Below are 13,502 nucleotides of genomic sequence, written 5' to 3' on the forward strand. Positions count from 1 at the left end.
GCGCGGCCGCTGGCGCCGCGTGGCGCTCGGCGCCGCCATCCTGGCCGTGATCGCGGCCGTGTTGCTGGGCCGCGCTGGTGGCCGCGCCAGCGTCGAGACGGTGACGGTGGTGCAAGCCTATCCTTCGCTCAACTACACCCTGCTCAACGCCACCGGCTACGTGGTGGCGCAGCGCAAGGCCGCGCTGTCGTCCAAGGCCACCGGCCGGCTGGAATGGCTGGGCGTGCTGGAAGGCTCGGCCGTCAAGAAAGACGACATCGTCGCGTGGCTGGAGAGCCGCGACGTCGCCGCCGCGCTGGGCCAGGCGCAGGCCAACGTGCAGGTCGCGCAAGCCAATCTGGCGCAGGGCCAGGCCGAGCTGATCGACGCCGAGGCCGGGTTCCGCCGCACGGCCGACCTGCTGGACCAGAAATTCATCACCGCCGCCGCCTACGATGCCGCGCAGGCGCGCCTGAACAAGGCGCGCGCCAGCATCGCCGGTTATCACGCCGCCATCGCCGCCGCCCGCGCCAATGCCCAGGCGGCGCAGGTGGCGCTGGACCAGACCGTGATCCGCGCGCCGTTCGACGGCGTAATCCTGACCAAGAACGCCAACGTCGGCGACAACATCACGCCATTCTCGTCGGCCGCCGACAGCAAGGGCGCGGTGGTCACCATCGCCGACATGGCCACGCTGGAAGTCGAGGCCGACGTCTCCGAGGCCAGCCTGGCCAAGATCCGCGTCGACCAGCCGACCGAAATCCAGCTCGACGCCTTCCCCGGCCTGCGCCTGGCCGGCAGCGTCTCGCGCATGGTGCCGACGGTGGACCGCAGCAAGGCCACGCTGCTGGTCAAGGTGCGCTTCCTGGAGCGCGACGCGCGCGTGCTGCCCGACATGAGCGCCAAGGTGGCGTTCCTGTCGCAGACGGTGCCGGCGGCAGACCGGCAACCGGTCACGGCCGTGCAGCCGGCCGCGATCGTCAGCCGCGACGGCAAATCCCATGTGTTCGTGGTGCGCGACGCGCACGCGCGGCTGACGGCCGTCACGACCGGCCGCAAGATCGGCGAGCTGCGCGAGATCGCCGGCGTGGCGCCGGGCGAACGCGTGGTGCTGGCGCCGGACCCCGGTCTGCAGGACGGCCGCGCCGTGGCGCCGGCAAGCAAATGAGCGCGCCGCTGGTCCAGATCGAACACCTGGCCAAGTCCTACCGGCGCGGCGGCCAGGTGGTGGAAGTGCTGCGCGACATCAGCCTGACCATCGCGTCCGGCGACTTCACCGCGCTGATGGGACCGTCCGGCTCGGGCAAGAGCACCCTGCTCAACCTGATCGCCGGCATCGACAAGCCGGACCACGGCGTGCTGCGCGTGGCCGGCGTCGATATCGCCCACCTCAACGAAACCGCGCTGGCGCACTGGCGCGCCGCCAACATCGGCTTCATCTTCCAGTTCTACAACCTGATGCCGGTGCTGTCGGCGTTTGAAAACGTCGAACTGCCGCTGCTGTTGACCTCGCTGTCGCGGCGCCAGCGGCGCGAGCGCGTGGAACTGACCCTGGCCATGGTCAACCTGGCCGACCGCATGGACCACACGCCCAGCGAACTGTCGGGCGGCCAGCAGCAGCGCGTGGCCATCGCCCGCGCCATCGTCACCGACCCGACGCTGATCGTGGCCGACGAACCGACCGGCGACCTCGACCGCGTCTCCGCCGGTGAAGTGCTGGGGCTGCTGCAACAGCTGAACCAGCAGCTGGGCAAAACCATCATCATGGTCACCCACGATGCGCTGGCGGCGGCGCAGGCGCGCACCATCATCCACCTGGAAAAAGGCGAGCTGATCGCCGGACAGGCGGCCTGATCATGTACAGCCTGCAGTTGATCGTCCGCAACGCCCTGCGCCACCCGCTGCGCACGCTGCTGACCATCCTCGGCCTGGTGGTGGCGATCTTTTCCTTCGGCCTGCTGCAGACGGTGGTGGACGCCTGGTACGCGGGCGCCGAGGGCGCCTCCAACACCACGCTGGTAACGCGCAACAAGACCTCGCTGGTGTTTCCGCTGCCGCTGTCCTACGCCACCCGCATCCGCGCCGTGCCGGGCGTGACCGGGGTCGGCTATGCCAACTGGTTCCAGGGCGTGTACAAGGACCCGAAGAATTTTTTTGCCCAGTTCGCGATCTCGGGCGCCAGCTATCTCGACATCTACCCCGACCTGCTGCTGACGGCCGACGAGCGCGCCGCCTTCCTGCGCGACCGCCAGGGCTGCATCGTCGGCCGCAAGCTGGCCGACCAGTACGGCTTCCGGGTTGGCGACGTGATCCCGCTGAAAGGCACGATCTACCCCGGCACCTGGGAACTGACGGTGCGCGGCATCTTCGACGGCAAACAGAGCAGCACCAATACCGCCACCCTGTTCTTCCACTGGGACTACGTCAACGAAACGGTCAAGCGGCTGGCGCCGCGGCGCGCCAACCAGGTGGGCGTGTACGTGGTGCGCATCGACCAGCCCGACAACGCCGCCGCCGTCTCGCAAGCCATCGACAGCGAATTCAGCAATTCGCTGGCCGAGACCCTGACCGAAACCGAAAAAGCCTTCCACCTGGGCTTCGTGTCGATGTCGGAAGCCATCGTGGCGGCGATCCGGCTGGTGTCGTTCGTGGTGATCCTGATCATCGCGGCGGTGATGGCCAACACCATGGCTATGAGCGCGCGTGAGCGTCTGGCCGAATACGCGACGCTGAAGGCGCTGGGCTTCCGTCCCGGCTTCCTGGCGCGGCTGATCTTCGGCGAATCGCTGCTGCTGGCTACGCTTGGCGCCCTGCTCGGCATCGCCCTGCTGTTCCCGTTTGCCGCCCTGCTGGGCAAGGTGATGGGCACCATGTTCCCGGTGTTCGCGGTATCGGGCCTGACCGTGGCCGGCCAGGTGCTGGCGGCGCTGGCGATCGGCGTGGTGGCGGCCATCGCGCCCAGCGTGCGCGCGGCGCGCGTCAACATCGTCGACGGCCTGCGGAGCATAGGATGAAGATCCCGCTGTCCTACGTGGCGCGCAACCTGTGGGCACGGCGCCTGACCACCGCGCTGACCGGCGCCGGCCTGGCGCTGGTGGTGTTCGTGTTCGCCACCGTGATGATGCTGGACGAGGGCTTGCGCACCACCCTGGTCACGACCGGCGAGTACGACAACGTGGTGGTGGTGCGCCGCTCGGCCGAGACCGAGGTCCAAAGCGGTATCGACCGGGCGCAGGCCGCGGTGGTCGCCAGCCACGCCGCCATCGCGCTGGGCGCCGACGGCCAGCCGCTGTGGTCGAAGGAAACCGTGGTGCTGATTGCGCTGAACAAGCGCGGCTCGGACAAGCCGTCCAACGTCATCATCCGCGGCATCGGGCCGCTCGGCTTTGCGCTGCGGCCGCAGGTGCGGCTGACGGCGGGCCGGATGTTCCGGCCCGGCGCCGCCGAGGTGATCGCCGGCGCCAGCATCGCGCGCCGTTTCGCCGGCGCCGGCATCGGCGAAACGCTGCACTTCGGCCAGCGCGAGTGGACCGTGGTCGGCCTGTTCGACGCCGGCAACAGCGGCTTCGATTCGGAAATCTGGGGCGATGCCGACCAGCTGATGCCGGCCTTCCGCCGCAATGTGTATTCGGCCATGGTGCTGCGGCTGGCCGACGGCGCCCGCTTCGACCGCCTGCGCCAGGACATCGAAACCGATCCGCGCCTCACCCTGGACGTCAAGCGCGAGCAGACGTTCTACGCCGATCAGTCCAAGGCCCTGTCCACCTTCATCAGCGTGCTGGGGCTGGTGCTGTCGGTGGTGTTCTCGATCGGTGCCATGATAGGCGCCACCATCACCATGTATGCCTCGGTCGCCAACCGCGTCGGCGAAATCGGCACCCTGCGCGCGCTGGGCTTCCGCCGGCGCAGCATTCTGGCGGCATTTCTGGCCGAATCCATGCTGCTGGCCGTGGCCGGCGGCGCGCTGGGATTGGCGGGCGCATCGCTGATGCAGTTCATTTCCTTCTCGACCACCAACTTCCAGTCGTTCGCGGAGCTGGCGTTCGGCTTCCGCCTGACGCCGGCCATCGTGCTGGAGACGCTGCTGTTCTCGCTGATCATGGGCGTGACCGGCGGCCTGTTGCCGGCGCTGCGCGCGGCGCGACTGCCCATCATCGATGCCTTGCGCGCCGTCTGAGGCCGGGAGACGCTATTCCGCGTCCGGCTGCTGCGCGGGATGGGCCTGCTGGAAGGCCGGCAGCTCGCCGCACGCCGCGTGGATGCGCATCACGGTCGGATAAGGCGCCATATCGACACCGAAACGCTGCGCGCCGAACACCTGCGGCACCAGGCAGCAGTCGGCGATGGTGGGGGTGTCGCCATGGCAGTAGCGGCCGGTGCGCGGGTCCTGCGCCAGCAGCGCCTCCAGCGCGGTCAGCCCGGTGCGCAGCCAGTATTGCTGCCAGCCCAGCTTGGCTTCCTCCGACACCCCCATCTCCCCTTTCAGATGCTTGAGCACGCGTAGATTACCCAGCGGATGGGTATCGGCCGCCACGGTCAGCGCTAGCGCGCGCACGCGGGCGCGGCCGGCGGGATCCGCCGGCAGCAGCGGCGTCTCCGGATGAGTCTCCTCCAGGTATTCGATGATGGCCAGCGACTGGCTGATCACCTGGCCCTGGTCGTCCAGCGTCGGCACCAGCATGGCCGGGTTGACGGCCCGATAAGCGTCGCTCAGCTGTTCGCCGCCGTTGCGCAGCAGGTGCACCGGCTCGGCCTGGTAAGCGATGCGCTTCAAATTCAGCGCGATGCGCACGCGGTAGGCGGCGGAGCTGCGGAAATAGGTGTAGAGCTTCATGATGTCTCTAAGAGTTAGTTGGTTTCTATAATCTTAGCAGTAAGTGTTGCGCCATATAGACGTTTCCATAAGCCAAAACCGGCCCGTTGCCGAGTCGGCAAGCCATGTAAATCAAGGAAAAGATGATTGACAGTACCGTCAACTTACAAATTATTTCAATTTAGAAAAGCGTAATTGCCTCGCGTACATTGTGGAACCGGTTTCAGTTTTGTATTCTTTATTCATGAACATTCTGCATATCGACTCCTGCGCCTTGGGTGACAATTCCACCTCGAGGCAAGCTACCGCCGCAGCCATTGCGGCGCTTTTGGCGGTCACCCCGGCGGCGACCGTCCACCACCGCGACCTGGCGGCCTCTCCCTTGTCCCACGCCAGCGGTCCGCTGCTGCAAGTCATCAGCAAACGCTGGGACGAAGAGATCCCGATGAATGCCGAATTGCGGGCGGAGGCGTTGCAGAGCGCCTCGCTGTTGCAGGAATTCGACGAAGCCGACGTGGCCGTCATTGGCGCCCCCTTGCACAACTTCTCCGTGCCCTCGACCCTGAAAGCGTGGATGGACCGGCTGCTGGAATTGCGCACCGCGTCGGCCAGCGCGCGCCCCAGCGATCCGCGTGTCGTGCTGATCACCTCGGGTTGCGACATCCTCGGCGACCGCCCGCTCGACGAGCTGCACCTGAACCACGAAAAACAGCTGACGGCCGCCTTCCGCTTCATGGGCGTCCACCGCGTGGATGTGGTGCGCAACCTTGGCGATCTGCCCAACGTTCTGGGGTCCGATGGCACCGCCTGATGTTAGCGCTAACGCTGGCTTATAATGGGCCATCATGACTGCGAACACCATTGCCATCAACCAGATGATGGACCAATTTGACGGCCACCACAGTGTCTGGCTGTTCGGCTACGGCTCCCTGATCTACAAGGCGGACTTTCCCTATCTGGAGCGACGCCCCGCCAGCATCGCCGGCTGGACGCGGCGCTTCTGGCAAGGCTCGCACGATCATCGCGGCACGCCGGAGGCGCCGGGCCGCGTGGTCACCATCATCAAGGAAACCGGCGCGATCTGCCATGGCATGGCCTACCTGATCACGCCGGAAGTCTTCGCCCACCTGGACCATCGCGAAAAGAACGGCTACCTGCGGCTGGCCATTCCCATTACCTTCGACGATGGCGACGTGGTCGAAGGCCTGGTCTATATTGCAACGCCGGACAACACCGCCTTTCTCGGCGAAGCGTCCGAGCAGGAGATTGCCGCGCACATCGCCCGCTCGGTCGGCCCCAGCGGTCCCAACAGCGACTATCTCAACCACCTGGCGACCGCCCTGCGCGCACTGGGCCGGCACGATCAGCACGTGTTTGATATCGAACGTCATCTGGCTGCGCTGGCGCCACCTCCGTCAGAATAAGTCCATCTGCCCCGCGTCGGCCGCTGCCCTGGCGAGCGCGCCCAGCGGCGGCACCACCAGCGGACGCGTGAACTGCGAGGCGTCCATCGCGTGGAAGCGGCTGCCGTGCCCGGCCAGGCCCAACCGTTCGGCGGCGATCTTCACGCGCTGGCGTATCAGTTCCGCCCACACGCCCTCGCCCTTCATGCGGGTGGCGAAGTCGCTGTCGTAGTCTTTGCCGCCGCGCATTTCGCGCACGCGGTTCATCACGCGCTGGGCGCGCTCCGGGAAATGCGCCTGCAGCCATTCCTTGAACAACGGCGCCACCTCCCACGGCAGGCGCAGCACCGTGTAGTGCGCGCTCACCGCGCCGGCCTCCTTCACCGCCTCCATGATGCGCTCGATGTCGGGCTCGGTGATGAAGGGAATGATGGGCGCGATGCTGACCGCCACCGGGATGCCGGCGTCGGTCAGGGTGCGGATGGTGCGCAGGCGGCGCGCCGGCGTGGTGGCGCGCGGCTCAAGCGTACGCGCGATCGACGCGTCCAGCGTGGTCAGCGTGATGGCGACGCCAGCCTGGCGCTTGGCCGCCATCGGCGCCAGGATGTCGATATCGCGCTCGATCAGTGCATTCTTGGTGATCAGCCCGACCGGATGCTGGCATTCCTGCAGCACTTCCAGCACCCGCCGCGTCAGCCGCAGATCGCGTTCGCAGGGCTGGTAGGCGTCAGTGTTGACGCCAAGCGCGATGGATTCGGGCACATAGCCGGGCTTGGCCAGTTCCTTGCGCAGCATCTCGGGCGCATTGACCTTGGCGAAAATCTTGCTCTCGAAATCCATGCCCGGTGACAGGCCCAGATAGCTGTGCGTGGGACGCGCGAAACAGTAGATGCAGCCGTGCTCGCAGCCGCGATAGGGATTGAGCGAGACGCTGAACGGCAGGTCGGGCGAAGCGTTGCGGCTCAGGATGGAGCGGCAGATTTCCTCGGTGACCTGGGTCTTCAGCGGGCGCGCTTCCTCCTCTTCGCGCTCCCAGCCGTCATCATAGTCCTCGCGCGTGTCGACCTCGTAGCGCCCCTGGATATTCGAGACCGCGCCACGCCCCTTTTGCGCCTTCAGCGAAGGCGGCGGCAGCATCACCTGCTCTTGATTGTTTTCATCGTAGGACATGGCGCGATCCAAAATACTGTATATATGAACAGTATTCTAGGCGCTCCGTGCCGGCATTTCAAGCGAAATATGGTGGCGATCTTGGGGGCGCGCGGGTCAAGCTGGTATCATGCGGGGTTCCGGGGGATGGACCACCTCCGCGCCTTGCGCGCCCCCAACCACACACGGCCACGACGCCTGCCCAGCGCGGCGTCCGGGCGAACTCACCAAGAGAAGAACATGAACAATTCGAGCCAACCTTTGCCGTCTTTTTTCAGCCGGATATCGATCGCGATCGGCGCCTTTTTCCGCGCCCTGTCGGACGCCGAGTATGCCGCGCGCCTGAGCCGCATCGATGAGGCGCCCCAGCCCGCGGCCGCGCCGGTCGCACCGCCGGCTCCGGCCCCTGCTCCGGCACCGGCCCCGGTCACCCTGCGCGTCGCCACGCCGGACGCCGCCTTGCAACTGCTGTCGCTGCTCCAGCGCGAAGCCCGCCTGATCGACTTTACCCAGGAAAACCTCAGCGCCTATTCGGACGCCGACATCGGCGCCGCCGCGCGCGTGGTGCATGAAGGCTGCGCCAAGGTGCTGAAGGAGCACTTCACCATCCAGCCGGTCCGCAGCGAAGCGGAAGGCAGCCGCATCGAACTGCCCGAAGGCTTCGACGCCGGCGCCGTGCGCCTGACCGGCAACGTGGTCGGCAAGGCGCCGTTCCGCGGCACGTTGAGCCACCGCGGCTGGCGCTCGACCGACGTGCGCCTGCCAAAACTGGCGGAAGCGCACGACGCCGCCATCCTGGCGCCGGCGGAGGTGGAACTGTGAGCGATCCACGTTACGCCATCGGCATCGACCTGGGCACCACGCACAGCGCGCTGTCGTATGTGAACCTGCAGGTCAGCGACGGCGAAAAAACCCAGCACGGCGTGCTGCCGATTCCGCAGCTGACCGCGCCGGGCACCATCGAAGATCTGCCCCTGCTGCCGTCCTTCCTGTACCTGCCGCACGCCGATGAACTGGCGCCGGGCGAGAACAATCTGCCATGGCAGCAGAGCGCCGAAGAACAGACCGGCGTGGCCGGCGAGATGGCGCGCAGCCGCGGCGCCACCACGCCGATCCGCCTGGTCTCCAGCGCCAAGAGCTGGTTGAGCCATCCGGGCGTGGACCGCCGCAGCGCGCTGCTGCCGAGCGACGCGCCGGAAGAAGTCACGCGCGTCTCGCCGCTGGATGCGTCCACGCGCTATCTGAACCATCTGCGCAAGGCATGGGAGCAGGCGCACCCGGAAGCGCCGTTCGCCGAGCAGGCGGTCACGGTCACGATTCCGGCTTCCTTCGACCCGGGCGCGCGCGAACTGACCGCCGACGCGGCACGCGCCGCCGGCTACACCAATCTGACGCTGCTGGAAGAACCGCAGGCCGCGCTGTACAGCTGGATCCAGGGCAGCGAAGGCCGCTGGCGCAAGGAAGTCAGGCCGGGCGACGTCATCCTGGTGGTGGACGTGGGTGGCGGCACCAGCGACTTTTCGCTGATCGCCGTGCTGGAACGCGACGGCGTGCTGGAACCGCACCGCATCGCCGTCGGCGACCACATCCTGCTGGGCGGCGATAACATGGACCTGGCGCTGGCCCACCTGGTGGCGCGCAAGCTGGCCGCCAACGGCACCCAGCTCGACGCCTGGCAGATGCGCGCACTGACTTACGGCTGCCGCACCGCCAAGGAAAAGCTGCTGGCCGACGCCACCGTCGCCACCTGGCCCATCGTGGTGCCCAGCCGCGGCTCGAAACTGATCGGCGGTTCGATCCGCACCGAACTGACGCGCGAGGAAGTCAGCACCTTCATCCTCGACGGCTTCTTCCCGCAGGTGGAAGCGTCGGCGCGGCCGGCCGTGCGCACCCGCGCCGGCCTGACCCAGCTTGGCCTGCCGTACGCGCAGGATGCCGGCGTCACCCGCCACCTGGCCGCATTCCTGGCGCGCCAGGTCGGCGCGACGGCGGAACTGGAAGGCTACGCCGGCAAACAGAACCCCGACGCCACCTTCCTGCATCCGACCGCGGTGCTGTTCAACGGCGGCGTGTTCAAGTCCGAGCTGCTGGCGCAGCGCGTGATGGGCACGATCAACGACTGGCTGTACATGGAAGGCGCGGAGCCGGCGCGCATGCTGGGCGGCGCCGATCTCGATCTGGCGGTGGCGCGCGGCGCCGCCTACTACGGCTACGTGCGGCGCGGCAGCGGTGTGCGCATCCGCGGCGGCACGGCACGTTCGTACTACGTGGCGATCGAATCGGCGATGCCGGCGATTCCCGGCATGGAGCCGCCGATCCAGGCGCTGTGCGTGGCGCCGTTCGGCATGGAGGAAGGCAGCGAGATCGAACTGCCGAACCAGGAATTCGGCCTGGTGGTGGGCGAGCCGGTGCAGTTCCGCTTCTTCGGTTCCTCGGTGCGCCGCCAGGACCAGATCGGCGACCTGCTGGACTTCTGGGGGCCGGATGAGCTGATCGAGATGAACGAGATCCAGGCCAACCTGTCGCCGGAAGGCCGTCAGGCCGGCGACGTGGTGCAGGTGCGTCTGCATGCGCTGGCGACCGAATCCGGCACGCTGGAACTGGCCGCGGTGGCCAGCGACGGCCAGCGCTGGAAGGTGGAGTTCGACGTCCGCAGCGCATGAGCAAATACGCCGTCAGCATCGACCTGGGCACCACCAACACGGTGATGGCCTATGCGGAAGCCGGCAGCGCGCAGATCCGGCTGTTCGAGATCGACCAGCTGACGGCGCCCGGTGAAATCGGTGCGGCGGCATTGCTGCCGTCCTTGCGCTACCACCCGGCACCGGGCGAGCTGGCCGATGGCGATCTGCAACTGCCTTGGCGGCAGCGCGATATCGCCGGTCTGCCGCAGGTGGTGGTTGGCCGCCTGGCGCGCACCCTCGGAGCTCAGGTGCCGGGACGGCTGGTGGCCAGCGCCAAGAGCTGGCTGTCGCATCCGCAGGTGGACCGCACGGCGCCCATCCTGCCATGGGGCGCGGAGGCGGAGGTGGCCAAGGTGTCGCCGGTCGCCGCCAGCGCTTCTTATCTGGCCCATTTGCGTCACGCCTGGAATACGCGCTTTCCGCTGCATCCGCTGGAAACGCAATATATCGTTTTAACCATTCCCGCCTCCTTCGACGAAGGCGCGCGTGCGCTGACGCTGGAAGCCGCCCGCATGGCGGGCCTGCCCGACCTGCGCCTGCTGGAAGAACCGCAGGCCGCCTTCTACGACTGGCTGTTCCGCCAGCGCGCCTCGCTGGCGGAAGAACTGGCGCAGACGCGGCTCGTGCTGGTCTGCGACGTCGGCGGCGGCACCACGGATTTCAGCCTGATGCAGGTGTCGGCCGCCGACGACGCTGGCGGCCAGCCGGCCATCAGCCGCATCGGCGTCGGCAATCACCTGATACTTGGCGGCGACAATATGGACCTGGCGCTGGCGCACGTGGTGGAGGCGCGCATGGCCGCTGCCGCGTCCTCGCCATCGGCAGCGCCGCAGGCGAAGCTGTCCGCCAGCCGGCTGTCGCAGTTGGCCGAGCGCTGCCGCGCCGCCAAGGAGCTGCTGCTGGCGGCCGACGCGCCCGAGCGCACCACGGTCACGCTGCTGGGCTCGGGCTCGAAACTGATCGGCAGTTCACGCTCGGCCGAGCTGACGCGCGACGAAGTGGCCGCGCTGGTGGTGGACGGCTTCTTCCCGCTCAACGAAGCGCGCGAAGCCGCCCGGCGCGGACGCGGCGCCATCGTCGAATTCGGCCTGCCCTACGCCAGCGATGCGGCGATCACGCGCCATCTGGCGGACTTCCTGCGCCAGCACGCGGCCGCCGCGCGCGCAGCGCTCGGCCTGCCGGCCGGCAGTACCGAAGTGCCGGTGCCCGACACCCTGCTGCTCAACGGCGGCGTGTTCCGCGCCGACGCACTGGCCCGCCGCCTCGAAGCCACGCTGGCCGGCTGGCGCCAGCAACCGCTGCGCGTCCTGCACAACGATAATCCGGACGTCGCCGTCGCACGCGGCGGCGTCGCCTATGCGCTAGGGCAGTCGGGACAGGCGCCGGTGATCGGCGGCGGCTCGGCGCGCAGCTACTTCCTGCTACTGGACGCCGGCGGCCATCCCGACCAGCCGCGCCGCGCCGTCTGCCTGCTGCCGCGCGGCAGCGCGGAGAACCGGGAACTGCTGCTGACCGACCGCAGCTTCGCCCTGCGCCTGGGGCGGCCGGTACGCTTCCACCTTGCCTCGTCCACCGCCGACGCGGCGCAAGCCGGCGACGTGGTGCAGCTGCAGCCGGGCGAGTACGAGGCGCTGCCGCCCATCGCCACCGTCCTGCGCGACAGCAGCGCGGCTGACGCGCGCAGGGAAATCCCGGTCCAGTTGGCGACCTCGCTCAGCGAAGTGGGTACGCTGGAAGTCCACTGCGTCGCCAGGGACGACCAGCAACGCTGGCTGCTCGAATTCCAGCTGCGCGGCGAACCGGCAGCGCAGACCGGAGATGAAGATGAAGCGCCGCTGCCCGCCGGGCTGGCGGCCGCCACCGAAAAGATCGAGCGCATCTTCGGCAACCGCGCGCAGCAGGTCGATGTCAAGGAAGTGAAACAGCTGCGCGGCCAGCTCGAACATCTGCTGGGCAGCCGCGAAAGCTGGCCGACGCCGGTATTGCGCCGCCTGTTCGACGCCTTGATGGAACGCGCCAAGGGCCGCCGCCGCTCGTCGGAACACGAGCGCGCGTGGCTGAACCTGAGCGGCTACTGCCTGCGCCCCGGCTTCGGCCATGCGCTGGACGAATGGCGCATCGAGCAGCTGTGGGCCTTGTTCGACACCGGCATCCAGCACCACAAGGACAGCCAGGTCTGCGCCGAATGGTGGACCATGTGGCGCCGCGTCTCTGGCGGGCTGAGTGTCGATGCGCAGTTGCGCGTGCTGGACGATTTCGCCTTCAACGTGCAGGCCGATGCGGCGGAGCGCGGACGCCGTCCCGTCACACTGGTCAACGGCAGCGAGGAGGACATGCTGCGCCTGGGCGCATCGCTGGAGCGCATCCCCGGCAACTACAAGGCCGAAATCGGCGCCTGGATGCTGGATCAGCTGCAGCAGTCCACGCGGTCCGCGACCAAGGCCGCCGCCAACAAGACCCGCAGCGGCGCCGCCGATCTGGCCCGGGCCGAGGCGGCGCAAGGGCGCTTCCTCTGGGGCCTGAGCCGCGTCGGCGCACGCCAGCCGTTCCACGGCAGCGCGCACGATGTGGTCGACACCGCCATCGTCGAACAGTGGCTGCAAGTTGTGCTGTCGCTGGACTGGAAAAAAGTGGAGCCGGCAGGCTTCGCCGCCTCCCATCTGGCGCGCATGACTGGCGACCGCTCGCGCGACATCGGCGACAGCGTGCGAGTGGAAGTGCTGCGGCGGCTGAAGGCTGTCGGCGCCCCGGCCAGCTGGAGCACCATGGTCAGCGAAGTGGTGCAACTCGACCAGGCCGACGAAAAACGCATGCTGGGCGACGCGCTGCCGCCCGGCCTCAAACTGATCGCCTGACGTAACCGGCCTGCTGGGCGACGAAGCCGTCGAACGCGGCGACCAGAGGCTGGTATTTATTTATATCGTTTTCCAGCTGCGCCAGCGCATGGGCCGTTGCTTCCAGCGTGGATAGCTGATCCGGCAGGTGCGCCTTGCGTATCAGGTAATGCGATGGCGGCGTATCGCGCAGCGGCAGGCGCGGCAGTGCTTGCAGCAGGGGATTCAGATACAGCATCTTGCGGCTCTTGCGCCAAGTCCCGTCCAGCACCACCAGCCGCAGAGGTTCTTCCAGCCAGATGGGATCAAACGGCTGCGGCCTGGCCAGGCCCAGCGAGGCGTCTTCCGTATCCGGATACAGCAGCACGCTGCGCCGCTCCGGCGACAGCAAGGCTTGCAGGCGCTGCGCATCGAAGGTCTCCCCCACTTCGAGCAGGCTGTTCTCCAGGCTCAGATGCAGCAGACGCGCGCTGCCCTTGGCATTGGCGACTTCCATCGGATGCTGCAGGATCAGCACCTCGACCTGATTCGGCAGCGCCGCCGCCCAGCGGCAGATGCAGGTTTGCTGCGGACGCAGACAGGCAGCGCACAGCGCGCGCCGCGCGGGAGTGGTGGGACTGGCGGTGTTCATAGGCCGCCA

The 13,502-nt window shown here is 67.9% G+C and carries 12 protein-coding genes; 9 read left to right on the forward strand and 3 right to left on the reverse strand.

Features of this window, described 5'->3' with window-relative positions:
* The 4 genes from E4L98_RS27795 to E4L98_RS27810 all read left to right on the forward strand — a co-directional run.
* On the forward strand, positions 1 to 1,147 hold a 1,147-nt coding region (locus E4L98_RS27795), incomplete at its 5' end, for an efflux RND transporter periplasmic adaptor subunit (RefSeq protein WP_135204783.1).
* Entirely contained in the window at positions 1,144 to 1,833 is a 690-nt protein-coding gene (locus E4L98_RS27800) for an ABC transporter ATP-binding protein (RefSeq protein ID WP_135204784.1), read from the forward strand. The genes E4L98_RS27795 and E4L98_RS27800, both read left to right, overlap by 4 nt.
* A gap of 2 nt (positions 1,834 to 1,835) precedes the next feature.
* A complete protein-coding gene (locus E4L98_RS27805) occupies positions 1,836 to 2,993 on the forward strand; it encodes an ABC transporter permease (RefSeq protein ID WP_135204785.1) in 1,158 nt (385 codons plus the stop codon).
* The gene (locus E4L98_RS27810) at positions 2,990 to 4,156 is read left to right on the forward strand and encodes an ABC transporter permease (protein WP_135204786.1); all 1,167 of its coding nucleotides are present in this window, start codon (positions 2,990 to 2,992) and stop codon (positions 4,154 to 4,156) included. Before E4L98_RS27805 ends, E4L98_RS27810 begins: the two co-directional genes overlap by 4 nt.
* A 12-nt stretch (positions 4,157 to 4,168) precedes the next feature.
* On the opposite strand, the gene maiA is transcribed toward E4L98_RS27810, so the two are convergent.
* Positions 4,169 to 4,813, reverse strand: a complete 645-nt coding sequence (gene maiA, locus E4L98_RS27815) for a maleylacetoacetate isomerase (RefSeq protein WP_135204787.1) — start codon at positions 4,811 to 4,813, stop codon at positions 4,169 to 4,171.
* A gap of 223 nt (positions 4,814 to 5,036) precedes the next feature.
* Here maiA and E4L98_RS27820 point away from each other — a divergent pair, with 223 nt between their 5' ends.
* Both E4L98_RS27820 and E4L98_RS27825 read left to right on the forward strand, forming a co-directional pair.
* Positions 5,037 to 5,603: an NAD(P)H-dependent oxidoreductase gene (locus E4L98_RS27820; RefSeq protein WP_229257611.1), complete on the forward strand. Its 567-nt coding sequence runs from the start codon at positions 5,037 to 5,039 to the stop codon at positions 5,601 to 5,603.
* Between the two features lie 34 nt (positions 5,604 to 5,637).
* A complete protein-coding gene (locus E4L98_RS27825) occupies positions 5,638 to 6,216 on the forward strand; it encodes a gamma-glutamylcyclotransferase (RefSeq protein ID WP_135204789.1) in 579 nt (192 codons plus the stop codon).
* Here E4L98_RS27825 and E4L98_RS27830 read toward each other — a convergent pair.
* Positions 6,208 to 7,365 carry a PA0069 family radical SAM protein gene (locus tag E4L98_RS27830; protein WP_135204790.1) on the reverse strand — a complete coding sequence of 386 codons (1,158 nt, stop codon included), beginning with the start codon at positions 7,363 to 7,365 and terminating at the stop codon, positions 6,208 to 6,210. The two genes, E4L98_RS27825 and E4L98_RS27830, sit on opposite strands and share 9 nt — an antisense overlap.
* A gap of 219 nt (positions 7,366 to 7,584) precedes the next feature.
* Between E4L98_RS27830 and E4L98_RS27835 the strand changes: the two genes are divergently transcribed.
* The 3 genes from E4L98_RS27835 to E4L98_RS27845 are packed head-to-tail and all read left to right on the forward strand — an operon-like array spanning position 7,585 to position 12,883.
* A complete protein-coding gene (locus tag E4L98_RS27835; protein ID WP_135204791.1) occupies positions 7,585 to 8,166 on the forward strand; it encodes a DUF2760 domain-containing protein in 582 nt (193 codons plus the stop codon).
* A complete protein-coding gene (locus tag E4L98_RS27840) occupies positions 8,163 to 10,007 on the forward strand; it encodes an Hsp70 family protein (RefSeq protein ID WP_135204792.1) in 1,845 nt (614 codons plus the stop codon). Before E4L98_RS27835 ends, E4L98_RS27840 begins: the two co-directional genes overlap by 4 nt.
* Positions 10,004 to 12,883, forward strand: a complete 2,880-nt coding sequence (locus tag E4L98_RS27845) for an Hsp70 family protein (protein WP_135204793.1) — start codon at positions 10,004 to 10,006, stop codon at positions 12,881 to 12,883. The genes E4L98_RS27840 and E4L98_RS27845 overlap by 4 nt, the downstream gene beginning before the upstream one ends.
* On the opposite strand, the gene E4L98_RS27850 is transcribed toward E4L98_RS27845, so the two are convergent.
* Positions 12,867 to 13,493, reverse strand: a complete 627-nt coding sequence (locus E4L98_RS27850; protein WP_135204794.1) for a tRNA-uridine aminocarboxypropyltransferase — start codon at positions 13,491 to 13,493, stop codon at positions 12,867 to 12,869. The genes E4L98_RS27845 and E4L98_RS27850 overlap by 17 nt on opposite strands.
* Positions 13,494 to 13,502 lie beyond the last annotated feature (9 nt).

The sequence above is a fragment of the Duganella callida genome, assembly GCF_004614165.1.
Lineage (GTDB): Bacteria > Pseudomonadota > Gammaproteobacteria > Burkholderiales > Burkholderiaceae_D > Rugamonas > Rugamonas callida.

Coding starts and splice junctions, on each gene's coding strand:
- E4L98_RS27820 (WP_229257611.1), top strand. CDS start 5,037: ATGAACATTCTGCATATCGACTCCTGCGCCTTGGGTGACAATTCCACC.
- E4L98_RS27830 (WP_135204790.1), bottom strand. CDS start 7,365: ATGTCCTACGATGAAAACAATCAAGAGCAGGTGATGCTGCCGCCGCCT.
- E4L98_RS27835 (WP_135204791.1), top strand. CDS start 7,585: ATGAACAATTCGAGCCAACCTTTGCCGTCTTTTTTCAGCCGGATATCG.
- E4L98_RS27850 (WP_135204794.1), bottom strand. CDS start 13,493: ATGAACACCGCCAGTCCCACCACTCCCGCGCGGCGCGCGCTGTGCGCT.
- E4L98_RS27805 (WP_135204785.1), top strand. CDS start 1,836: ATGTACAGCCTGCAGTTGATCGTCCGCAACGCCCTGCGCCACCCGCTG.
- E4L98_RS27810 (WP_135204786.1), top strand. CDS start 2,990: ATGAAGATCCCGCTGTCCTACGTGGCGCGCAACCTGTGGGCACGGCGC.
- maiA (WP_135204787.1), bottom strand. CDS start 4,813: ATGAAGCTCTACACCTATTTCCGCAGCTCCGCCGCCTACCGCGTGCGC.
- E4L98_RS27800 (WP_135204784.1), top strand. CDS start 1,144: ATGAGCGCGCCGCTGGTCCAGATCGAACACCTGGCCAAGTCCTACCGG.
- E4L98_RS27825 (WP_135204789.1), top strand. CDS start 5,638: ATGACTGCGAACACCATTGCCATCAACCAGATGATGGACCAATTTGAC.
- E4L98_RS27845 (WP_135204793.1), top strand. CDS start 10,004: ATGAGCAAATACGCCGTCAGCATCGACCTGGGCACCACCAACACGGTG.